The 22,624-nt window shown below is 55.2% G+C and carries 24 protein-coding genes; 18 read left to right on the top strand and 6 right to left on the bottom strand.

Annotated elements, in window-relative coordinates; all coding sequences use genetic code 11:
• Positions 1-2: 2 nt before the first annotated feature.
• The gene (locus ABLV75_RS21155; protein WP_047720367.1) at positions 3-800 is read left to right on the top strand and encodes an A24 family peptidase; all 798 of its coding nucleotides are present in this window, start codon (positions 3-5) and stop codon (positions 798-800) included.
• 96 nt (positions 801-896) lie between these two features.
• On the opposite strand, the gene hrpB is transcribed toward ABLV75_RS21155, so the two are convergent.
• Positions 897-3,326 (bottom strand): ATP-dependent helicase HrpB, encoded by a 2,430-nt coding sequence (gene hrpB / locus ABLV75_RS21150; protein ID WP_023329256.1) that lies wholly within the window; start codon positions 3,324-3,326, stop codon positions 897-899.
• Positions 3,327-3,398: 72 nt separating this feature from the next.
• Here hrpB and thpR point away from each other — a divergent pair, with 72 nt between their 5' ends.
• From thpR to ABLV75_RS21070, 16 genes are all read left to right on the top strand, one after another.
• Positions 3,399-3,935 carry an RNA 2',3'-cyclic phosphodiesterase gene (gene thpR / locus ABLV75_RS21145; RefSeq protein WP_004108002.1) on the top strand — a complete coding sequence of 179 codons (537 nt, stop codon included), beginning with the start codon at positions 3,399-3,401 and terminating at the stop codon, positions 3,933-3,935.
• On the top strand, positions 3,935-4,651 hold the full coding sequence (gene sfsA, locus ABLV75_RS21140) for a DNA/RNA nuclease SfsA (RefSeq protein ID WP_004108004.1): 717 nt from the start codon (positions 3,935-3,937) through the stop codon (positions 4,649-4,651). The genes thpR and sfsA overlap by 1 nt, the downstream gene beginning before the upstream one ends.
• A 164-nt stretch (positions 4,652-4,815) precedes the next feature.
• Positions 4,816-5,271, top strand: coding sequence for an RNA polymerase-binding protein DksA (gene dksA, locus ABLV75_RS21135; protein WP_004098689.1), 456 nt, complete (start codon positions 4,816-4,818; stop codon positions 5,269-5,271).
• 60 nt (positions 5,272-5,331) lie between these two features.
• Positions 5,332-6,213, top strand: coding sequence for a tRNA glutamyl-Q(34) synthetase GluQRS (gene gluQRS / locus ABLV75_RS21130; RefSeq protein ID WP_004108006.1), 882 nt, complete (start codon positions 5,332-5,334; stop codon positions 6,211-6,213).
• Between the two features lie 51 nt (positions 6,214-6,264).
• Positions 6,265-7,662, top strand: a complete 1,398-nt coding sequence (pcnB, locus tag ABLV75_RS21125; protein ID WP_071787138.1) for a polynucleotide adenylyltransferase PcnB — start codon at positions 6,265-6,267, stop codon at positions 7,660-7,662.
• The gene (gene folK / locus ABLV75_RS21120) at positions 7,659-8,138 is read left to right on the top strand and encodes a 2-amino-4-hydroxy-6-hydroxymethyldihydropteridine diphosphokinase (RefSeq protein WP_049591274.1); all 480 of its coding nucleotides are present in this window, start codon (positions 7,659-7,661) and stop codon (positions 8,136-8,138) included. Before pcnB ends, folK begins: the two co-directional genes overlap by 4 nt.
• 119 nt (positions 8,139-8,257) lie before the next feature.
• Positions 8,258-9,049, top strand: a complete 792-nt coding sequence (gene panB / locus ABLV75_RS21115; protein ID WP_004108012.1) for a 3-methyl-2-oxobutanoate hydroxymethyltransferase — start codon at positions 8,258-8,260, stop codon at positions 9,047-9,049.
• Between the two features lie 11 nt (positions 9,050-9,060).
• The gene (panC, locus tag ABLV75_RS21110; RefSeq protein ID WP_224259402.1) at positions 9,061-9,915 is read left to right on the top strand and encodes a pantoate--beta-alanine ligase; all 855 of its coding nucleotides are present in this window, start codon (positions 9,061-9,063) and stop codon (positions 9,913-9,915) included.
• 93 nt (positions 9,916-10,008) lie between these two features.
• The gene (gene panD / locus ABLV75_RS21105; RefSeq protein WP_004108014.1) at positions 10,009-10,389 is read left to right on the top strand and encodes an aspartate 1-decarboxylase; all 381 of its coding nucleotides are present in this window, start codon (positions 10,009-10,011) and stop codon (positions 10,387-10,389) included.
• Between the two features lie 317 nt (positions 10,390-10,706).
• Complete coding sequence (locus tag ABLV75_RS21100) at positions 10,707-11,312, top strand: fimbrial protein (RefSeq protein WP_004108015.1); 606 nt, start codon at positions 10,707-10,709, stop codon at positions 11,310-11,312.
• Between the two features lie 63 nt (positions 11,313-11,375).
• Entirely contained in the window at positions 11,376-12,098 is a 723-nt protein-coding gene (locus ABLV75_RS21095) for a fimbrial chaperone (protein ID WP_004110634.1), read from the top strand.
• A gap of 47 nt (positions 12,099-12,145) precedes the next feature.
• A complete protein-coding gene (locus ABLV75_RS21090) occupies positions 12,146-14,701 on the top strand; it encodes an outer membrane usher protein (RefSeq protein ID WP_348855137.1) in 2,556 nt (851 codons plus the stop codon).
• 25 nt (positions 14,702-14,726) lie between these two features.
• A complete protein-coding gene (locus tag ABLV75_RS21085) occupies positions 14,727-15,308 on the top strand; it encodes a fimbrial protein (RefSeq protein WP_004110627.1) in 582 nt (193 codons plus the stop codon).
• A gap of 22 nt (positions 15,309-15,330) precedes the next feature.
• Positions 15,331-15,888 (top strand): fimbrial protein, encoded by a 558-nt coding sequence (locus tag ABLV75_RS21080; protein WP_004108021.1) that lies wholly within the window; start codon positions 15,331-15,333, stop codon positions 15,886-15,888.
• A gap of 71 nt (positions 15,889-15,959) precedes the next feature.
• Positions 15,960-16,526, top strand: coding sequence for a fimbrial-like protein (locus ABLV75_RS21075; protein WP_016809931.1), 567 nt, complete (start codon positions 15,960-15,962; stop codon positions 16,524-16,526).
• Between the two features lie 22 nt (positions 16,527-16,548).
• Entirely contained in the window at positions 16,549-17,634 is a 1,086-nt protein-coding gene (locus tag ABLV75_RS21070; protein WP_004108026.1) for a fimbrial protein, read from the top strand.
• 2 nt (positions 17,635-17,636) lie between these two features.
• Here the strand turns inward: ABLV75_RS21070 and ABLV75_RS21065 are convergent, their stop codons facing one another.
• From ABLV75_RS21065 to ABLV75_RS21050, 4 genes are all read right to left on the bottom strand, one after another.
• Positions 17,637-18,890, bottom strand: a complete 1,254-nt coding sequence (locus tag ABLV75_RS21065; RefSeq protein ID WP_017144972.1) for a polysaccharide deacetylase family protein — start codon at positions 18,888-18,890, stop codon at positions 17,637-17,639.
• A 57-nt stretch (positions 18,891-18,947) separates the two neighbouring features.
• Positions 18,948-19,388 (bottom strand): PTS sugar transporter subunit IIA, encoded by a 441-nt coding sequence (locus ABLV75_RS21060; protein WP_016809928.1) that lies wholly within the window; start codon positions 19,386-19,388, stop codon positions 18,948-18,950.
• 120 nt (positions 19,389-19,508) lie between these two features.
• Entirely contained in the window at positions 19,509-20,279 is a 771-nt protein-coding gene (locus tag ABLV75_RS21055; protein WP_348855136.1) for an ABC transporter permease, read from the bottom strand.
• Positions 20,276-21,202 (bottom strand): ABC transporter ATP-binding protein, encoded by a 927-nt coding sequence (locus tag ABLV75_RS21050; RefSeq protein ID WP_004108035.1) that lies wholly within the window; start codon positions 21,200-21,202, stop codon positions 20,276-20,278. Before ABLV75_RS21050 ends, ABLV75_RS21055 begins: the two co-directional genes overlap by 4 nt.
• 107 nt (positions 21,203-21,309) lie before the next feature.
• Between ABLV75_RS21050 and can the strand changes: the two genes are divergently transcribed.
• The gene (gene can / locus ABLV75_RS21045; protein ID WP_004108036.1) at positions 21,310-21,972 is read left to right on the top strand and encodes a carbonate dehydratase; all 663 of its coding nucleotides are present in this window, start codon (positions 21,310-21,312) and stop codon (positions 21,970-21,972) included.
• A gap of 53 nt (positions 21,973-22,025) precedes the next feature.
• On the opposite strand, the gene hpt is transcribed toward can, so the two are convergent.
• Entirely contained in the window at positions 22,026-22,562 is a 537-nt protein-coding gene (gene hpt, locus ABLV75_RS21040; RefSeq protein ID WP_023322073.1) for a hypoxanthine phosphoribosyltransferase, read from the bottom strand.
• Positions 22,563-22,624 lie beyond the last annotated feature (62 nt).

Below are 22,624 nucleotides of genomic sequence, written 5' to 3'. Positions count from 1 at the left end.
CCGTGGAAAACATCGCATTGTTACCCGAGTTCGCCGCGCAATTCCCGTTAATCTGGAGCGGTTTTTTATTCTTGTCCGGACTGGCGTTCGGCAGCTTTTTTAACGTCGTTATCCATCGTTTACCGCTGATGATGGAGTACGCAGGGGGAGTGAATCTCTGCTTCCCCGCATCGTTCTGTCCGCAGTGCCGTCAGCCCATCGCCTGGCGGGACAATATCCCGCTGCTGAGCTTTTTATGGCTCAAGGGGCGTTCGCGCTGCTGCGGGCGACCGATTTCACGTCGCTATCCGCTGATGGAGCTGGCGACCGGCGCGCTGTTTATGCTGGTCGGGTACCTGATCCCTGCGGGCATGACGCTGCTGGGCGGGTTAATTTTATTGTCGCTGCTGCTAATCCTCGCCGCCATCGACGCGCAAACGCAGCTGCTGCCTGACAGGCTGACTCTGCCGCTGCTGTGGGCCGGGCTGCTGTTCAATCTTACCGATCTCTTCGCGCCGCTGGCGGAGGCGGTCGTTGGCGCGATGGCCGGGTATCTATCGCTGTGGTCAGTGTACTGGGTGTTCCGTCTGCTGACCGGTAAAGAGGCGCTGGGCTACGGTGATTTCAAGCTGCTGGCGGCGCTCGGCGCGTGGCTCGGCTGGCAGGCGCTGCCGCATACGCTGCTGCTGGCTTCCGCCAGCGGCCTGATCTGGACGCTGCTGCAGCGCCTGGTAACCCGTCGTTCGCTCGAACAGCCTCTGGCCTTCGGCCCCTGGCTGGCGCTGGCGGGCGGCGGCATCTTTTTGTGGGGCCAGGTATAAAATATCCCCTGCTCGCGCTGCGCTTAGCAGGGCTACGGGCGGTGCTGGTCGGGTAGCCGGGTAAGGCGTTTCCGCCGCAACCCGGGAACTCTCCGGCTACGAATACTTTTTGGTGCGGCGGGTCGGGGCGGTATTGGCCGGATCGTCGGGCCAGACGTGCTTCGGATAGCGCCCTTTCATCTCTTTTTGTACCTCGCGGTAGCTCCCCTGCCAGAACGCGCCTAAATCACGGGTGATCTGCAGCGGGCGCTGCGCCGGCGAAAGTAGCTCCAGCACCAGCGGCACCCGCCCCTGGGCGATAGTCGGAGTGGTCGCCTCGCCAAACATCTCCTGCATTCGCACCGCCAGCGCCGGCGGGTTTTCATCGTGATAGCGAATCGCAATGCGGCTACCGGTCGGCACCGTATAATGCGTGGGCAGCTCGCTGTCCAGCTTCTGACGCAGCGGCCACGGCAGCCAGTTTTGCAGCGCCTGACGCACGTCCAGCGCCTTCAGAGCCCGCAGCGAATGGACGCCCGCCATCTGCGGCAGCAGCCACTGTTCAAGCGAGGCCAGCAGCGACGCCTCATCAACGGCCGGCCACGCCTCCTCCGGCAGCCACTGCGCCGCGCAGTGCAGCCGCAGACGCAGCTGCTCCGCCTCCGGCGTCCAGTTGAGCACGTTCAGTCCCTTCTCGCGGATCCCATTAAGCATCGCCTGATGCAACTCCTCTTCCGCCGGCTTCGCCAGCGGCTGGGTCTTGATGACCAGGCGTCCGATACAGGTGCGCCGCCAGGCCTTCAGCGTGCCTGGCGCCTCATCCCACTCGACGATATCGGAACGCCGGACCAGCGCCGGACACTGCTCAATCAGCGCGTGAATATCGACCGGCAGCGCCAGCAGGATCCGCGCATCTGGCGATGCGCTCCCCTGCAGCAGCAGCGGCGCAATCAGCCATTCGTGGCGGCTCAGGGCATCATCGGCGTCAAGCATCGCCCCCATCCCGTTAGCCAGCTGGTAGCGCCCCTCCTGACCGCGACGATGGGCGATACGGTCGGCAAAAGCGGAGGCCAGCAGCGCCGCGATGCTGTCGGCGTCGGGCTGACCGCCGCGAACCGCCAGCCTTTTCATCAGCTGCTGCGCCCGCTGCTGCCAGTTGCCCTGCTGACGGGCAAACGCCGCGCTGAGATCGCTATTGCCGCCGCGCGGCGGCTCTTCAAGGATCGCCGCCAGCTTAGCCGCCGTGGCGGCGCCATCGGCATCCTCCGCGGCCGTCAGCATTGCCGCCAGACGCGGATCGTTACCTAACGCCGCCATTTTGCGCCCGTGCGCCGACAGCCGGTCACCTTCCAGCGCAGAAAGGTCAGTGAGCAGACGCCGGGCCGCCGCCAGGTTGGTCGCAGGCGGCAGATCCAGCCAGCTGAGCTGGGCCGGGTCCTGACATCCCCACTGCAATAGCTCCAGCAGCAGCGACGACAAATCGCTTTGCAGGATTTCCGGGTCGCCCTGCGCCGCCGCGCGCTCGGCCTGCTCCTTTGCCAGCAGATGCAGGCAGATACCCGGCTCCAGACGCCCGGCTCGACCGGCGCGCTGGGTCATTGAGGCCTGGCTGATGCGCTGCGTCACCAGGCGAGTGAGCCCGGTCCGGGCGTCAAAGCGCGCGACTCGCTCCTGAGCGCTATCCACCACCAGCCGAATCCCCTCGATGGTCAGACTGGTTTCGGCGATGTTGGTTGCCAGCACCACTTTGCGCATCCCGGCTGGCGCAGGCAGTATCGCCTTACGCTGCTCGCTCAGGGGCAACGCGCCGTACAGCGGGCACAGCACAACATCGCTCGCCACCCGCTCCGCCAGCCGCTCCTGCACGCGCTGAATTTCTCCTACCCCGGGCAGAAACAGCAGCATTGAGCCGTTCTCGCTACGCAGCAGCTCTGCGGCGGCTATCGCCACCGCCTCGTCAAAACGCTGATGAGTCGGCAACGGCAAAAAACGCCGTTCAACCGGAAACGCGCGCCCTTCGGAAACGATAACCGGCGCCTCCGGCAGCAGCTTCTGCAGGCGTTCATTGTCCAGCGTCGCCGACATAATCAGCAGCTTAAGATCGTCGCGCAGTCCCTGCTGGACGTCGAGCAGCAGCGCCAGCGCCAGATCCGCCTGCAGGCTGCGTTCGTGGAATTCATCAAGGATCGCCAGCCCCACGCCGCTCAGCTCAGGATCGCGCTGGATCATCTGCGTTAAAATACCTTCGGTCACCACTTCGAGGCGCGTGTTCGGCCCGACGCAGCTCTCCGCGCGCATGCGATAGCCCACCGTCTCGCCGGGCTTTTCTCCCAGCAGTTCCGCCAGCCGCTGCGCCACGTTACGCGCGGCCAGCCGCCGCGGCTCCAGCAGGATTATACGTCCGTTGATTTTACCTTCGGCGAGAATTTGCAGCGGCAGCCAGGTGGATTTCCCGGCGCCGGTTGGCGCGTTAAGCAAAACCTGCGGCGCATGCTGCAGGGCAGAGAGAAGTTCAGGGAGGACGGCGGCAACCGGCAATGAGGACACGAAGCGCTCCGGGGGTTAACATGTGAGGGCAAGCATTGTAGCATCCCGATAATTCATTACCGAGTCTCTATCATGTCCGAGCCGAAAAGGCTGTTTTTCGCCATTGAACTTCCTGGAGAAGTTCAGCAGCAGATCGTTCACTGGCGCGCCGCCAGCTTTCCCGAGGATGCGGGTCGACCGGTGGCGGCGGCTAACCTCCATCTGACGCTGGCCTTTCTTGGCGAAGTGAGCGCGGACAAGCAGCGGGCGCTGTCTGCAATGGCCGGACGGATCCGCCAGCCGGGCTTTACCCTGACGCTTGACGATGCCGGGCAGTGGCTACGTTCGCGGGTGGTGTGGCTGGGTACTCGTCAGCCGCCGCGCGGGGTTTTGCAATTAGCGAATATGCTGCGCGCCCAGGCCGCCCGCAGCGGCTGCTATCAAAGCCCGCAGCCGTTTCATCCGCACATCACCCTGCTGCGCGACGCGCGCCACGCGGTGCCTATTCCGCCGCCCGGATTTAGCTGGGCGTTTGCGGTCAACGAATTTGTTCTCTACCAATCCAGCTTTAGCCGCGGACGCACCCGCTATCAGGCGCTGGAACGTTACCCTTTCGACAAGGAAAGCTGATGCTGTTCACTCCTCCCCTGCAGTCCGCCATCCTGATTAAACGTTACAAACGGTTTCTCGCCGACGTCATGACCCCGGATGGACGCGAGCTGACCCTGCACTGCCCCAATACCGGCGCCATGACCGGCTGCGCCGCGCCGGGCGACACCGTCTGGTATTCCACCTCAGATAATCCTAAACGCAAATATGCTCACACATGGGAATTAACTGAAACCGTCGAAGGCGCGACAATTTGTGTTAATACTCTACGTGCTAATACGTTGGCGAAAGAGGCGATTCTGGCAGGTAAAATTCCCGAGCTTGTAGGCTACAACACGCTGAAAAGCGAAGTGAAGTATGGTGATGAAAGCAGCCGTATTGATATTCTGTTACAAGCAGATGACCGACAAAACTGCTATATTGAAGTGAAATCGGTTACGTTGGCGGAAAAGGAATACGGTTATTTCCCCGATGCGGTCACCGAGCGCGGCCAGAAGCACCTGCGGGAGCTGATGAGCGTGGCGGCGGCGGGCGATCGGGCGGTGATACTGTTCGCGGTGCTTCATTCCGCGATCGACCGTTTCTCTCCCGCGCATCATATTGATGCCAGATACGCACAGCTATTGATTGAGGCGCAAAACAAGGGGGTGGAAATTCTCGCGTACAAGGCGGAACTTTCTACCGAGATGATGACTCTGAATAAGCCAATTACCGTGGTGTTAACCCCCGGTAAATAAACGGCTAAATAGTATTCGGGTCGCGAGCGCAAATACGCTTTTCCTCACAGGGTTGTCAAGTGTAACGTTTAGATAATTGCTATCCGGAAAAGCATCTGCTATTTATAGCGGCCTGATTTTTCCCCCAACACGGGGATCGATAGTGCGTGTTAAGGAGAAGCAACATGCAAGAAGGGCAAAACCGTAAAACATCGTCCCTGAGTATTCTCTCCATCGCTGGGGTGGAGCCGTACCAAGTGAAGCCGGGCGAAGAGTATATGAACGAAGCCCAGCTGGCGCACTTCAAGCGCATTCTTGAAGCGTGGCGTAATCAACTTAGGGATGAAGTGGATCGCACCGTAACGCATATGCAGGATGAAGCTGCTAACTTCCCGGACCCGGTAGACCGTGCCGCTCAGGAAGAAGAGTTCAGCCTGGAGCTGCGTAACCGCGACCGCGAACGTAAACTGATCAAAAAGATCGAGAAAACGCTGAAAAAAGTCGAAGACGAAGATTTCGGCTTCTGTGAATCTTGTGGCGTCGAGATTGGTATCCGTCGTCTGGAAGCGCGCCCGACCGCCGACCTGTGCATTGATTGCAAAACGCTGGCGGAAATTCGCGAAAAACAGATGGCAGGCTAATCACTTCGCTGATGCATCTCTGGCGGGAGCTTTCTCCCGCCCTGATGCTTTAGTCATATCATGAAAGATTCACACTATATCGGGCGCTTTGCCCCCTCACCCTCCGGTGAACTCCACTTTGGCTCATTAATTGCCGCGCTTGGCAGCTATCTGCAGGCTCGGGCGCAGAACGGTATCTGGCGCGTGCGCATTGAAGATATCGATCCGCCGCGTGAAGTCCCCGGCGCCGCTGAAACTATCCTTCGTCAATTAGACCACTACGGCCTGCACTGGGACGGAGAGGTACTCTGGCAGTCAAAACGTCATGAAGCCTATCGCGAGCGCCTGGCCTGGCTGCGCGAGCAGGGCCTCTGCTACTACTGCACCTGCACCCGCGCGCGTATCCACGGTATGGGCGGCATCTACGACGGCCACTGCCGGGATTTACGCCTCGGCGCGGAAAACGCCGCTCTGCGTCTGCGGCAAACTCGTCCAGTCCTTGAATTTTATGACCAGCTGCGCGGCACCATCGTTGCCGACGAGCCGCTGGCGCGCGAAGATTTTATTATCCATCGCCGCGATGGGCTGTTCGCCTATAATCTGGCGGTGGTGGTGGACGATCATTTTCAGGGCGTCAGCGAAATCGTCCGCGGCGCCGATCTTATCGAACCAACGGTACGGCAGATTTCTCTCTATCAGCATTTTGGCTGGCAGGCGCCGGATTATATCCATTTGCCGCTGGCCCTCAACGCGCAGGGCAATAAACTGTCGAAGCAAAACCACGCTCCGGCACTGTCTGAGGGCGACCCGCGGCCAGAAATTGTGCGGGCGCTAACGTTTCTTAATCAGGATGTCATTCAGGAATGGCAGACGCTGAGCATTGAGGATTTACTCAAGTACGCGATAGCGAACTGGCGGCCGGAGCAAATCCAGCATTCTCAAATGCGTTCCGCTGAGCTATGATTAGCCGCTATTTTTTTGTCCTGAAGTCCGTCTGACACTACGAGGTGTACCATTTTTACCCGAGTCGCTAATTTTTGCCGTAAGGTGCTAAGCCGTGAAGAGCGCGAGGCAGAAGCCGCCGTCGAACAACTACATATGACGGTTATCCCGCGTGAGCAGCATGCAATTTCCCGCAAAGATATCAGTGAAAATGCCCTCAAGGTCATGTACAGACTCAACAAGGCGGGCTACGAATCATGGCTGGTCGGCGGCGGCGTACGCGACCTGCTGCTGGGCAAAAAACCCAAAGATTTTGACGTCACCACCAACGCGACCCCGGAACAGGTGCGTAAGCTGTTCCGCAACTGCCGTCTGGTCGGCCGTCGCTTCCGCCTGGCGCACGTGATGTTCGGGCCGGAAATTATCGAAGTCGCGACCTTCCGCGGCCATCATGAAGGCCACACCACCGATCGCATCACCTCCCAGCGCGGCCAGAACGGCATGCTGCTGCGCGACAACATCTTCGGTTCGATTGAAGAAGACGCCCAGCGTCGCGACTTTACCATCAACAGCCTCTATTACAGCGTGGCGGATTTTACCGTCCGCGACTACGTCGGCGGCATGAAAGATCTGCAGGATGGCGTTATCCGCCTGATCGGCGATCCGGAGACCCGCTATCGTGAAGATCCGGTGCGGATGCTGCGCGCGGTACGGTTTGCGGCGAAGCTCGGCATGAGCATCAGCGAAGAGACCGCCGAGCCGATCCCACGCCTGGCGACGCTGCTGCACGATGTGCCGCCGGCGCGTCTGTTTGAAGAAGTCCTGAAGCTGCTGCAGGCCGGCGACGGATATCAAACCTATATCCTGCTGCGCGAATATAATCTGTTCCAGCCGCTGTTCCCGACCATTACCCGCTACTTCACCGAGCGCGGCGATAGTCCAATGGAGCGTATCATCAGCCAGGTGCTGAAGAATACCGATAACCGTATTCGCAACGACATGCGCGTTAATCCGGCGTTCCTGTTCGCGGTGATGTTCTGGTACCCGCTGCTGGAAACCGCGCAGAAAATCGCTCAGGAGAGCGGGCTGGCCTACTACGATGCCTTCGCGCTGGCGATGAACGACGTGCTGGACGAAGCCTGCCGTACGCTGGCGATCCCGAAACGCATCACCACTCTGGTGCGCGATATCTGGCAGCTTCAGCTGCGGATGTCCCGCCGTCAGGGCAAACGCGCGTGGAAGCTGATGGAGCATCCAAAATTCCGCGCCGCCTACGATCTGCTGGAGCTGCGCGCCGGCGCCGAGAACAATGGCGAACTGCAGCGCCTGACCAAATGGTGGGGCGAGTTCCAGGTCGCTGCGCCGCCGGCTCAGAAAAATATGCTGGATGATTTGGGTGACGATCCGGCTCCACGTCGTCGCAACCGCCGTCCGCGTAAACGCGCGCCGCGTCGCGAAGGTAGCGCATGACGCTTGCTTATATCGCTATCGGCAGCAATCTGGCCTCTCCGCTGGAGCAGGTTAACGCTGCCGTCAACGCGCTGGCGGAGATTCCTGACAGCCGGGTGATAAGCGTTTCCTCTTTCTACCGTACACCGCCGCTGGGGCCGCAGGATCAGCCTGACTACCTCAACGCCGCCGTGGCGCTGGAGACCTCTCTCGCCCCAGAGGCGCTGCTCGACCACACTCAGCGCATCGAGCTGCAGCAGGGCCGTACCCGTAAAGCTGAACGCTGGGGCCCCCGCACGCTGGATCTCGATATCATGCTGTTCGGCGAGCAAGTGTTGAATACTCCGCGCCTGACCGTGCCGCACTACGATATGAAAAACCGCGGCTTTATGCTGTGGCCGCTGTTTGAAATTGCGCCTGAGCTACGTTTCCCCGACGGTTTGGCATTGCGCGATGTTCTGGCCACCCTCGGCGCAGAAAAACCCGCTAGCTGGTAATACCCCTTCATTTTTTAGCAATTACGGCGATCGTGGTAATCGGTTGCCTAAAACCATTGCCCCCCTGAATGCGGCTGCTAGAATGCCGGTTAAAATGACTTTCATCATCAGGAAACGTTATGAAACCGACCACTATCGCCCTGCTGCAGAAATGCAAACAGGAGAAGAAACGCTTCGCCACTATCACCGCCTATGACTACAGCTTTGCAAAGCTGTTTGCCGATGAGGGTATCAACGTGATGCTGGTCGGCGATTCGCTGGGCATGACGGTACAGGGCCACGACTCCACCCTGCCGGTGACCGTAGAAGATATCGCCTACCATACCCGCGCGGTGCGCCGGGGCGCGCCAAACTGCCTGCTGCTCGCCGATCTGCCGTTTATGGCTTACGCCACGCCGGAACAAACCTTCGAGAACGCCGCCATCGTGATGCGCGCGGGGGCCAATATGGTCAAAATCGAGGGCGGCGCATGGCTGGCGGATACGGTGAAAATGCTCGCCGAGCGCGCGGTACCCGTATGCGGACACCTCGGGCTGACTCCCCAGTCGGTGAACGTCTTCGGCGGTTATAAAATTCAGGGGCGCGGCGATGCCGGGCAAGTTCTGCTGGATGATGCGCTGGCGTTAGAAGCGGCGGGCGCACAGCTGCTGGTCCTGGAGTGCGTGCCGGTCGAGCTGGCGAAACGCGTCACCGAGGCGCTCACCATCCCGGTAATCGGCATCGGCGCGGGCAACGTCACCGATGGACAGATCCTCGTGATGCATGACGCCTTTGGTATCACCGGTGGTCACATTCCCAAATTTGCCAAAAATTTCCTGAGCACAGCGGGCGACATGCGCGCCGCGGTACGGCAATATGTTGCCGAAGTGGAGTCCGGTGAATATCCGGGCGAAGAACACAGTTTCCATTAAGGAGTATTGTTGTGCTGATTATTGAAACCCTGCCGCTGCTGCGCCAGCATATCCGCCGTTTACGTCAGGAAGGCAAGCGCATTGCGCTGGTTCCCACCATGGGCAACCTGCACGATGGTCATATGAAGCTGGTCGATGCGGCAAAAGCCAGTTCGGATGTGGTGGTAGCCAGTATTTTCGTCAATCCGATGCAGTTTGACCGCCCGGACGATCTGGCGCGCTATCCGCGAACCCTGCAGGACGATTGCGAGAAGCTGAACAAACGCAAAGTCGATTTAGTTTTTGCCCCTGCAGCGGCGGAAATTTATCCGCACGGCATCGAAAATCAGACTTACGTCGATGTTCCAGGATTGTCGACGATGCTCGAAGGCGCCAGCCGTCCTGGTCACTTCCGCGGCGTTTCGACCATCGTCAGCAAGCTGTTTAACCTGGTACAGCCGGATGTCGCCTGCTTCGGCGAAAAAGATTTCCAGCAGCTGGCGCTCATCCGCAAGATGGTGGCCGATATGGGCTATGACATCGAGATTATCGGCGTGCCGATTATGCGCGCTAAAGATGGGCTGGCGCTGAGCTCGCGCAACGGTTATCTCAGCGCTGAGCAGCGCAAAATTGCGCCGGGACTGCATAAGGTGATGAATAGCGTGGCGGAGAAACTGGCGGCCGGCGAACGTAATCTTGACGAGGTTATCGCGATTGCCGCTCAGGAGCTGAACGAAAAAGGCTTCCGCGCCGATGATATTCAGATCCGCGATGCCGATACGCTGCTCGACCTGACGGAAACCAGTAAGCGAGCGGTGATCCTGATGGCGGCCTGGCTCGGCGAAGCGCGTTTGATCGACAATCAGATCGTCGCACTCGCTGGCTAGACACGGGTTAAAAATCAGGCAATACTGCCAGGAATTTCCTCAAGGCGGACGTCATGTCCGCTTTGTTATCGTTAAGCTTTAAAGGTAGACGTTATGATTCGTAATATGCTGCAGGGCAAACTCCACCGCGTTAAAGTCACGCAGGCCGACCTGCACTATGAAGGCTCCTGCGCTATTGATCAGGATTTCCTCGATGCGTCCGGCATCCTTGAAAACGAGGCTATTCATATCTGGAACGTGACCAACGGTAATCGTTTCACCACCTACGCCATCGCCGCAGAGCGCGGGTCGCGAATTATCTCCGTTAACGGCGCGGCGGCACACTGCGCCAACGTCGGCGATATTTTGATTATCGCCAGTTTCGTCACTATGCCTGACGAAGAAGCCCGCACCTGGCAGCCGAAAGTCGCCTATTTCGAGGGCGAAAACGAAATGAAGCGCCAGGCAAAAGCCATTCCGGTACAGGTTGCCTGATATTTTCTATAGCTCCGGTAATCCGGAGCTATTATTTTGCAAATGCATAGCATTAAATAAATCAATATTATTAACCCAGGCAATATCATTCACCACCCAAAATACAAATAGCCAACCTGAAATATATTATTTCAGGCAAAGAAAGTCTTTATTTACCATATTCCGCCATGAATTAGCAACCGACGTTTTCTTACATTATTTTGTAAAAAGACTCAGTATTACGCCTCATCTAAAAGATTAGAATCTCTATACCCTGAAATTATTCAGGCCACTCCCATAATTTATGGGATAGTTTAATTTTATATGGATGTATATATATGAATAAGTTAACCATTGCGGCTGCATCAATTATTCTGGCTTTAGGCTCAGCCTCCGCATTTGCTGATGATACGGTAACCACGCCGGGCACCGATGTTGGCCTCATTACGTTTGATGGCGCCGTTTCCGACACCACTTGCACCATCACCACCAACAACGGCGTTGACGCCAGAAACGTCACCATCAGCATGCCGGTGGTGAAAAAAGCCGATGTCGAAGGCACCACCGTCGACGCAGGCGTTGGCTCGAAAGAGTTTGAACTTCACCTGAGCAACTGCCCGGACACGCTGACCAAAGCATCCGCGACCTTTACTTCCCAGCAGTTTGCCGAACTCTCTAACGGCACGCTGAAAACTGACCCGAGCGTTACCGGTCATGCCGATAACGTTAGCCTGGCGCTGTTTAACAACAGCACCACCGATACCGATCGTATTCAGGTTGGCCTGCCGAATAACAACACCCAGGTCGCTACCCTGACCAGCGGCGAAGGCGTACTGGCTTACCGCGTGGCTTACGTTCCAAGCGCCGATTGGGTTAAAGGCACCAACGATATCACCGCGGGTAAAGTGACCAGCAACGCGACTTTTACTATGTCTTACGAGTAATCGTAACGTAATGGATTATGCGTCTGCGGCGTAAAGCAGGCGCATTGCAGGGAGCAGATTGTTATGCATCGTTTTACCCAACTTACGCTGACATCGCTGGTGTGCGCCAGCGCGGCGTTCAGTACATTTAATGCCTGCGCGGATATTGTAATTTCCGGCACCCGTGTGATCTACCCGCAATCATCCAAAGACGTGACCGTTAAAATGGAAAACCGCGGCACTAAACCGCTGCTGGTTCAGTCGTGGCTTGATGACGGTCGCGATACCGTTAATCCGCAGGAACTAAAGCTGCCGTTTATCGTCACGCCGCCGGTATCACGTATCGACCCGTCGAAGGGGCAAACCGTACGTATTACCTGGACTCAGCAGCCTCTGGCGCAGGATCGGGAATCGCTGTTCTGGTTTAACGTCCTTGAAGTCCCGCCAAAAGCGAAAGACGGAGACAGCCAAAACGTATTGCAGCTGGCGTTTCGTACCCGCATTAAGATGTTTTTTCGCCCGGATGGTTTGCCGGGAGATCCGGCTATTGCCGCCGGTAATCTTAAATGGTCTCAGCAAGGCACCGCGCTCATTGCCAATAATAGCAGCCCTTATTATGTATCAATGGCTAAGGCGACCATTACCGTCAACGGTAAAAAAATAGAGGTCGATTCCCACACTATTCCACCGCTCTCGAATGAAACCATTCCGGTAAAAAATGCGCCAGCGCTGCGAGGCGGAAAAATTGAATACACCGCGATCAATGATTTTGGCGGTACCGAAAAACATCAGGCCGCCATCAATTAATTGTCACCGCTGAAGGATCTCAGCCTTTACAAAGAAATAGGGAACGCATGTTTTTTCGTCGATCATTATTGTGTACAACTATCTATATTGCACTCCAGTCCTCAGTAATGGCGGAAGAAGCTCCTTCAGTTCCAGCAGATGACATTGAATTTAACGATCAGTTTTTATTTAGTACCGGCGACAATATTGACGTCAGCCGCTTTTCTAAAGGTAACCCGGTACCGCCGGGCACCTATAAAACGCAAATCTTGCTAAACAGCAAGCCAAAGATGCTGGTGGATTTTACCTTTAACGATAATGGTACACCCCGGGCTACGCCCTGTTTTACCAGTAAGCTGCTGGCGCAAACAGGCATTAACACAGAAGGACTGGATCTCGAATCCGCCGCCTGCATCGATATTGCACAACAGTATCCGCAATCCTCATGGAATTATGATATTGGCACCCAGGAGCTGGCGATCTCCATGCCGCAAATCTATGTCCTTAAACGCCCTGATGGCTACGTCGATCCCTCGCTCTGGCAGGACGGAATTACCGCTGCAATGGTCTCTTACGATCTTAACGCCTGGCACTCTGAAAGCGATGGCAGCGGTTCGGATTCGGTTTATGCCGGACTGAAGTACGGGGTCAACATCGGTGCCTGGCACCTGCGCGCCAGGGGAAACGCCAACTGGGATCAGGACAGCGGCAGCGATTACGCAAGCCAGGATATCTATCTGCAGCGTGATATCACCTCATTGCGCTCACAGTTTCTGGTGGGAGATTCTTATACCCGCGGCGATGGCTTCGATTCATTTAGCATGCGGGGCGTGCGCTTTTACAACGACGATCGCATGCTGCCCGGCGGCGCTTCCACTTACGCGCCTGAGATTCGCGGCGTGGCAAAGAGCAATGCGAAGGTTGTGATTAAGCAAAGCGGCAATAAAATCTATGAAACTACCGTGCCGCCAGGTCCATTTGCCATTACCGATCTTAGCACCACCGGCTATGGTAGCGACCTGAACGTATCGATTGAAGAGGCCGATGGCAGCGTGCGCGTCTTCTCGGTGCCCTACTCTTCGGTTACGCAAATGCTGCGCCCGGGCTATGGTCGCTGGGACATCGGCGCCGGCGAACTGCGCGACAAGAGTTTAAAAGAGAAACCAGGGCTGGGTTACGCCACCGGTTATTACGGTCTGAACAACACCTTCACTGGCTATGTCGGCGTGCAGTATATGGATGTCGGCTATTACGCCGGGTTAGTGGGTATCGCCACCAATACGCCCGTCGGCGCATTCGCATTTGACATTACACACTCCGCAACCGCCATTGATGACCTGGATACTCTGACGGGCCAAAGCTATCGCGTGACCTGGAGCAAGCTGATTGAAGAATCCCGCACCTCATTCAATATTGCTGCCTACCGGTTTTCCACTGAAAACTATATGTCGTTACGGGATGCGGCCACGTTAAATGACAACCTCAGGCACAACAACGACGATACGCCGCAAGAATTTTCCCGTTTTCAACGGATGAAAAACCAGTTCCAGGTCAACATTAGTCAGCCGGTCTCTCTCTGGAGCAACAGTAACGGCAACCTGTATGTCAGCGGCAGCTGGGAAGATTACTGGAATAAATCCTCCTCGACCTCTCAGTACTCGGTTGGCTATAACGACTCATTTTCATGGGCCAGCTATAGCATTTCAGTCCAGCGTTCCTATAACGAATATGGCGATAAGGACGACAGCGTCTATCTCAACCTGAGCATTCCGCTGGAAAACCTGCTGGGGCGCAATAAGCGGCCGCTCGGTTTTTCTACCGTCAATATGAGCGTCAACAGCGATCTGAAGTCGAACAATAATTTCTCTACCAGCGCCAACGGCAATACCGACGACTATCGCTTCAGCTACAGCCTTAACACCAGCGCCAGCCGGTCAGATGGCTCGTCAATCAACCAGGTTGGCGGTTACGGCAGCTACAGCAGCCCGTGGGGGCCCTTAAGCCTGTCGGCTTCAGCTTCCGATGATGCCAGCCGCCAGTACTCCATGAGCTACAGCGGCGGCATGCTGCTGCATTCCGGCGGCCTGACTCTGGCCCCCAACAGCATCGGCGATACCGATACCCTGGCGCTGGTGCACGCTGCGGGAGCCAAAGGCGCTCGTTTAACCAATGGAGACGGGCAAATCAACGGTTCGGGATACGCCATCCAGCCCTATTTATCGGCTTACCGTGAGAACAACGTCGGCCTCAATATCGACACCATGGAAGAGGATGTGGAGGTAAAAAACACCAGCACGGTCGTTGTTCCCCGCAGCGGTGCCGTTGTTCGGGTCGATTTTGAGACCGATGAAGGGCGCTCGCTGTTACTTGAACTACAGCGTTCCGACAACGGATTTATCCCGCTCGGCGCGGATGTGCAAAATGAACGGGGCAAATCTATCGGTACCGTCGGACAGGCGGGAATGGCCTATATCCGCGGCGTCACCGAGAGCGGAAAGCTGCGGGTTATCTGGGGAAGCGGAAGCGGGAACCGTTGCACCGTGAACTACCGGCTCTCTGACGGTGGGGAGGATAAGAAAATTGGCCTTACCCGTCTGCTAAATAACCAACGTTGCCAGATGTAATGGCATTATTTTTACAGGGAATAGAATGAAGATAATGAGTCTGAAACAACTTTATCTGGTGGGCTGTAGCGGCATTTTGTTCGCCACTGCGATACCGGGGCAGGCAGCCTCGCTGGATGTCACCTTTACCGCCAACCTGCGCGAAACTACCTGCGATATGGCCATTGAGGGCGGCAGCGGTGATGGCAAAAACAACACCATCCCTATCGGTACGAATGGCGTTGTGAGCCTGGATAAAATCATCAGCGGCGACAGCGCAGCGCAGGCAACCTTTAAGTTGAAAATCACCGAATGCCCCGAAAGCCTGCAATCGCTAAAAACCACCATCAGCGGGACGAAATCAGGGTACAAAGATACCGTGATAATAAATGGCGCGACAACGGCGGATGCCGCTGACTCTCTTGGGATCGCCATCGCCAGAGCGTCAGCAACCGATGCGCCTTTCATTATTAATGCCGGTGCGGACGATGGGCGTCTGATATGGACCAGCCAGGAGATAAAAAATAAAGAAGTGCCGCTAGTCGCGACGCTGGTTGAAACTCAAGCAGGCCAGGGCGCTACGGGGACTTTTAGCGCGCTGGCTACTTTCAATTTCACCTATGAATAATCATCAGAAAAGGAACCTCTTGATGAAAAAAATCTCTTTTCTGGGCGGTGCTATCGTCACATTACTCTTTTCTGCGCCCTCTTTCGCCGCGATAACCGGAACCAGTAGCGTTTCGGCTACTTTTACATCCACTATTGAAGCCGGTACCTGTACGGCGCAGATCCAGAACGCCAGCGGTCAGCCCGTAAGTACGCTCGATTTCGGCGATGTCTTTAAATCTGACCTGGTCAAACAAAGTCGCAGCGAACCGTTCAAAGTGGCCTTCACCGATTGTGCAGGCGTAAAGTCTGCTAAATATCAGGTTATTCCCGGAAGCGGCGGCGGCTGCTCGGGCCCCAGTTCTAACGGCGACTCGTTTGCCGGAGGCAACTCTACGGGTTTTGAAGTGTGGCAAGGAGAATCAGGAACCGGAACGTTACTGAGCTGCAATACCAAACCTTCGCAAACGCTCGCCATCAGCGGCAGTTCGCTCAACGTCGATTTTTCTTCACGCATCGTTATCGCAAAAGACAGAAAAATCGCCAACGTGACAGCGGGTAGCGTCAGCTCGCCTGTGACGTTTGTTATCACCTATCAGTAAGTAAGAGGAACAGAACCGCTATGTCATTCTGTATCCGTATTATTGCCCCAATAGGGAAGGCATTGTTGGCTATGGGAATGACTGGCGGTCTGTGCATAGCTTCTTGTTTTGCTGATGGAAATAACGAAGGACTGGACGTCACTCTGCAGGCCAATATTGTGGAGAATACCTGCCAGATTTCACTTTCCGATAATGGGACAGTGCATTTACCCATTGTTTCCCGCAGTTGGTTTTATAACAACGACGGCACCCCTCGTTTGCAGCCTGACGACGCCGCCAGCGGTACGCTCTTTAGCGTAAATGTTGAAAGCTGCTCAGGCGATGGCGCGACGGTCAATACCATGACCTTTAGTTTCCAACCGCAAAACGGGATCTGGCCTGCGGAAAGCCAGCAGGTATTTATTAATGAAACACCGGCGACGGCAGGCGGAGCGGAAAACGTGGGAATTGTTATTTTTTCTTCCCGCGATAACCGTAACGTTGTGAATAGCGACGGCAGCTCCGCTGTCGCTTTCGATGTCTCAAAAGCGGAAAGCTATTTAACCAGCTACGATTTTTATGCCCGCTATCAGAGCACCGGTACGGTAAGCGCTGGAAAAGTGACCAGCCACGTTTTAGTGGATGCGATATACAATTAATATGCTACAGGATGTAGACAAAATGCTGAAAAAAACAAAGCCAGGAACCCTATGTATATCCACCCTCACTACAGTAATAGCTTTATGCATCTTATTCTGTAGCCAGCCCGCCCAGGCGGCTATAGAGTGCCGTTTTAACAGCGGCAAAGGTGGTAGCACAACGCTGGTTAACGGAAGTTATAAAGAAATCAGGCTACCCACGCCAACCAGTGGCCAATCTCATATGATCGCCCAATTTGACACAAAGCTAACCCCGACAATTACAGGAGATTGTAGCGCAGGTAATGATGGCGAAGACTTGTGGGCTAAAACCTCGCCAAATATAACAGGACAGGGACTGTATAATTTTGCCTCTTTTCTCACTAATATTCCAGGCATTGAGTACCAGGTGCGAATAAATACAACTACCGGCTCCGGAAACATGTTTGCGCAAAACACACAAGACTTTCAAATAATTTCTTATAACGATGGGTATGAAGATAACTGGGATGAAAAAACATTTAAAGCTACAATTTACGTCTACCTAAAAGAGTCATTTAATGGCAATCCGCAAAAATTAACCTATTTAAAACCCCAGGCGGGCTTACTAGGCTGGGCGAGTCTCGGCGTTCCCTCGGATAGCAACAATCAGCCTTATGCCTTTTATGTCACGGAAGATACCTTCTCCATTCCTCTGGTTTTACCAACCTGCAGTGTGATGGCGCTTGGCGACGGAGGTACTAATGTTGCCATGGGGGATTATTTCATATCAGACTTAAAAAATGGCAATACTACTAAAGATGTGCCTTTTAACATTGATGTCAGCGACTGTACCAGCGTGGCAAAATTCACGACAAAAATGACCACCCTCAAGACAACGGGAAGTGGAGCGGATCTGCTGGGTAATACCCTGAATACAAACGCGGCTACCGGTATTGGCGTAAAAATTCTTTACAATAAAACGACTCAACTTATTCCCAACAACGCCAATTCTAATTACGTGGTAAGCGACAACACCATTCCAGGCAGCAAAACTTTCAACTTTATCGCCCGTATGGAAAGAGATGGTAACCCGCTTGTTGTTGGTCAATTTAAAGCAACTGCCGTTTTTAACATGACCTATGACTGAGATTACCCCTGCGGCTGATTGCTAATCAGCCGCGACATCGTCTCCAGCGAATCCGTTCTGAGAATATATAGCCTTTTCAATAAGAACGGATTGTCGCCCGGCTTTACCTTACCTCTCACGGTAGTCACCGCCAGATGAAAACCGGCGTCGTTCGCCGCCTGAACCGCCTTAGCGTTATAGCCGCCAAACGGATAAGAAAGATACAGCACGTGGGGATTAAACTGCGCCAGCGCCCGCCGCGAGTGTTCAAAATCAAACAGAATATTGTGATAGCTGCGGCTGAGCAGAATCGGATGACGCCGGGCATCAACCCGATGCAGGAAATGGGTATGCGACTGCACGTCGAAGACATCCTGAATCTGTTTTAACTCGGAAATGCTCATAAACTGCAGCGAGTTCGGCGCCCATTTCTGCGGATGGCGCTTGATGCGCGATGAAATAATAAAAGCCGTAGCGTGAAAGCCATATTGCTTAAGAATCGGGTACGCATAGCGGTTGACCGATTTCAGACCATCGTCAAAAGTGATCACCACCGAACGCGCCGGAAGATTCACTTTATTACGCAGATAACCTTCCAGTTGATACATGCTCAGCGTGGCATAGCCCTGGTCGCGTAGCCAGGTCATCTGGTTGCTGAAGGCGCGAACGGAAGTCGTGGTCGAGGTATGACGAAACCGGGTGTTTTCTTCGTCACGCAGAATATGGTGATAAGTGAGTATGGGGATGCCGTTATCTTCCTGCGCATCCAGACTGCTCACCCACGCCAGGCGGTTACCGATGCGTATCTGAAACCAGGTTTGATTCAACCGATCCCGGAGCTTGCTGATAATCGGATAGCGCAAATTATTCGCCAGGGTGCCGAACGGCGCGCTGCCAGCGGAGGGGCCATCATAGACGGGCGTATCTTTCCAGGTAATGAGATTCTGGTTGCTCAGAGGCTTATGCAGGTCGCCGAGGCTATCCTCAACCCGCTGCTTGCCCTGCACTGGCCCTAGGTGGCCTTTATCGATAAAGCCGGTCGCAAAGCCAAAATTAAACTCGTAGTAATCGGCTGCGGTCGGCACTACCGCCAGTATTTGCCCTGCCCGTACGTTGCCGACGCTCACTACCTGGCTGCCAACCTGCGCCCAGATATCCGCATCTTCGGTCGTTTGCATATAGCGCGCGGGGGTGCCCTGCTGGCTTAACAGGCTGGCGGAAGCGCTGCACGCCGTAAGCAGAAGGAGTAAAACAAACATTCGGGCAAGCATGCGCATCGAACCGGTAGATAAAAACTGCCGTCATTGTAACAAAAGCGCGATCAATACCAATGCTTAATTCCCGTACGGCTCATGCAGCAGCCGGAAGGGTGGATTCTTTTGCTGCTGATGCCAGAGACTGCTCACCGCCGGGCCTCCGGCGCTGACAATGGCGTGTCGGAAGGCTTCGCTGCTCAGGCTCTGGCGCAGCAAATACATACTTTCCAGTAATGAATAGTCGATCCCGGAAATCACTTCACAGTGGGTGTGCTTATGGCTCATCAGCGCCGCCACGCGATAAGGCGCCGCGCCGGATTTATCGGTCAGGAAAATAACGCCTTCGCCGCTGTCCGTCTCATGTAGCGCATCGCACATCATACGGCTCAGCATGTTGCTGCTGAGATTGCGCCAGTAGTTGACCGCCCGGCACTGCGTCAACGGCCCAAACTTTTTCTCCAGACGATCCAGCATCTCCTGCGCCAGTTCATCATGGCAGGTAATCACCCAACCTAACATCGCCTACCTCCTTAGCAGGCAAACAATTTAGCAAGGCAAGTGATGAATATCGGTGATGGCAATCAAATTGTTGGCTGGCGCTTTGCCTCAGTGAGCAGCAAAGCGCCATCGGTGGTTAAATTAGCTGCGCAGCCCGCGTCCGCGCTGGATCAGATACCAGCACAGGAGATAAAACGCGACGATAAACACGACCAGCACGCCGAAGGTCGTCGCCAGCGGAACATCGTTAATTCCGAGGAAGCCGTAGCGGAAGCCGCTGATCATATAGACGATCGGATTGAGATGCGACAGCCCTTGCCAGAAGGGCGGCAGCAGGGTCAGGGAATAAAAAATCCCGCCAAGGTAGGTCAACGGCGTCAGCACGAAGGTCGGAATAAGGCTGATATCGTCAAAGGTTTTAGCAAACACCGCGTTCAGCAGGCCGGCCAGCGAGAATAGCACGGCGGTCAGTATCAGGGTCAGAGCGACAAATACCCACGAGTGGACCTGGAACGGAACGAAAAATAGCGAAATCGCCGTCACCAGAATCCCGACGCACAGACCGCGGGCAACTCCGCCGCCCACATAGCCGGCGATCACCACGTGCGTGGGGACCGGCGCGACCAGCAGTTCTTCAATATTGCGCTGGAATTTGGCGCTGAAGAAAGAGGACGCCACGTTGGCATAGGCGTTGGTGATCACCGCCATCATGATCAGACCCGGCACGATAAACTGCATATAGGTAAAACCGTGCATCTCACCGATGCGCGAACCGATCAGATTGCCAAAAATGACAAAGTAGAGGGTCATGGTTATCACCGGCGGCACCAGCGTCTGGACCCAGATACGCATAAACCGATGGATCTCTTTGGTCCAGATGCTTTTCAGCGCGACCCAATAAAGCTGCATCATGCTGATTCTCCTTTCCGGTCATGCACCAGCGTGACAAACAGCTCTTCAAGCCGGTTTGCTTTGTTACGCATACTTAATACCTGTATTCCCTGCGCGCTCAGCTGAGTGAACACGCTGTTAATCCCCTGCTCGCGCAGCACTTCTACCTCCAGAGTCGACGTATCGACCAGACGATACTGATAGCCTTCCAGCACCGGCAGCGGGCTTTTGGGAGCCAGGTCGAGAATAAAAGTTTCTGATTTCAGCTTGGCCAGCAGCGCTTTCATCGATGTGTTTTCCACCAGCTCGCCGCGCTGAATAATGCCGATATTGCGGCACAGCATTTCGGCCTCTTCCAGATAGTGGGTGGTCAGGATAATCGTCGTGCCTTTATCGTTGAGATCTTTCAAAAATCCCCACATCGAGCGACGAAGCTCAATATCCACTCCCGCCGTGGGCTCATCGAGGATCAGCAGCTTCGGTTCATGCATCAACGCGCGGGCGATCATCAGGCGGCGCTTCATGCCGCCGGAGAGCATCCGCGCGCGCTCGTTGCGCTTTTCCCATAGGTCGAGCTGTTTGAGGTACTTTTCACTGCGGACAATCGCTTCTTTGCGCTCAACGCCATAGTAGCCCGCCTGGTTGACCACAATCTGCTGCACGGTTTCAAACGGGTTGAAGTTGAACTCCTGCGGCACCAGACCGAGCTGGCGTTTGGCGTTCACCACATCCTTTTGCAGATCGTAGCCAAAAACATTCACCTCGCCGGAGGTTTTATTTACCAGCGAACTGATGATGCCGATAGTGGTCGATTTCCCCGCGCCGTTAGGCCCCAGGAGCGCGTAAAAATCGCCCGCTTCGACCTGCAGATCGATTCCGCGCAGCGCCTGAACTCCACCGGGGTAGGTTTTCTTGAGCTGTTTTAGTTCCAGAGCAATGGTCATTAAAGGTCTCTTCTCGTGTCGCGACACGCGATGGGTTGTTTTAAAAAATGTGAGGTTACCCTATATTAGCGCAACGCACTTACTTGGTTACAGGCCCGTAAACATCCATGAACGATATAGATACACTCATCAGCAACAATGCACTATGGTCAAAAATGCTGGTGGAGGAAGACCCCGGTTTCTTTGAGAAGCTGGCACAGGCGCAGAAACCGCGCTTTCTGTGGATTGGATGTTCCGATAGCCGCGTCCCCGCCGAACGTTTGACCGGCCTGGAACCCGGCGAGCTGTTTGTACACCGTAACGTTGCAAACCTGGTGATTCATACCGACCTGAACTGTCTTTCCGTGGTGCAGTACGCGGTTGATGTACTGGAAGTCGAGCACATCATCATCTGCGGCCACTACGGCTGCGGCGGCGTGCAGGCGGCAATTGAAAATACCGAGCTTGGCCTGATCGACAACTGGCTGCTGCATATCCGCGATATCTGGTTTAAGCACAGCTCATTACTGGGTGAGATGCCCGAAGAGCGTCGCCTTGATACGCTGTGTGAATTGAATGTGATGGAGCAGGTTTACAACCTGGGTCACTCAACGATTATGCAGTCGGCGTGGAAGCGCGGACAGAAAGTGACCATCCACGGCTGGGCCTACGGCATTCACGACGGCATGTTACGCGATCTTGACGTGACCGCCGTCAGCCGCGAAACGCTGGAACAGCGCTATCGTCAGGGTATTTCCAACCTTAAAAGCAAGCACGTCAATCACAAGTAATTCACGCGCTCCTCTTAATTATTATCCCGGGCCGCCGGGATAGATAATCCGCTTTATTCGTCGAGCAGGGTCACTTTGCCGATATAGGGCAGGTGACGGTAGCGCTGAGCATAGTCAATGCCGTAGCCCACGACGAATTCATCCGGGATCGCAAAACCGACGAACTCTACCGGCACGTTAACTTCACGGCGGCTTGGCTTATCGAGCAGGGTACAAATCGCCAGGGATTTAGGTTCACGCAGGCTAAGAATTTCACGCACTTTTGACAGCGTGTTGCCGGAGTCAATGATGTCTTCCACGATCAGCACATCTTTACCGCGGATGTCTTCATCCAGATCTTTGAGGATTTTGACGTCGCGGGTGGTGGACATGCCGCTGCCGTAGCTGGATGCGGTCATAAAATCGACTTCATGGGGTACCTGAACTTCACGGCACAGGTCGGCCATAAACATAAATGAACCGCGTAATAGCCCCACCAGCACCATTTCGCTGCCGCTATCCTGGTAATGTTCATTAATTTGACGACCGAGCTCAGCAATACGGGCTTTGATCTCAGTTTCCGGGATCATCACTTCTACAGTATGTTTCATAAAACTAACCATTTGATTCTTAATGTAAATCATCAATGCCGCTGCGATTGCACCGACGTTGA

Source organism: Klebsiella sp. CN_Kp066, assembly GCF_040065135.1.
GTDB classification, from domain to species: domain Bacteria; phylum Pseudomonadota; class Gammaproteobacteria; order Enterobacterales; family Enterobacteriaceae; genus Klebsiella; species Klebsiella oxytoca.
This window is presented reverse-complemented; position numbering and strand designations above follow the sequence as displayed.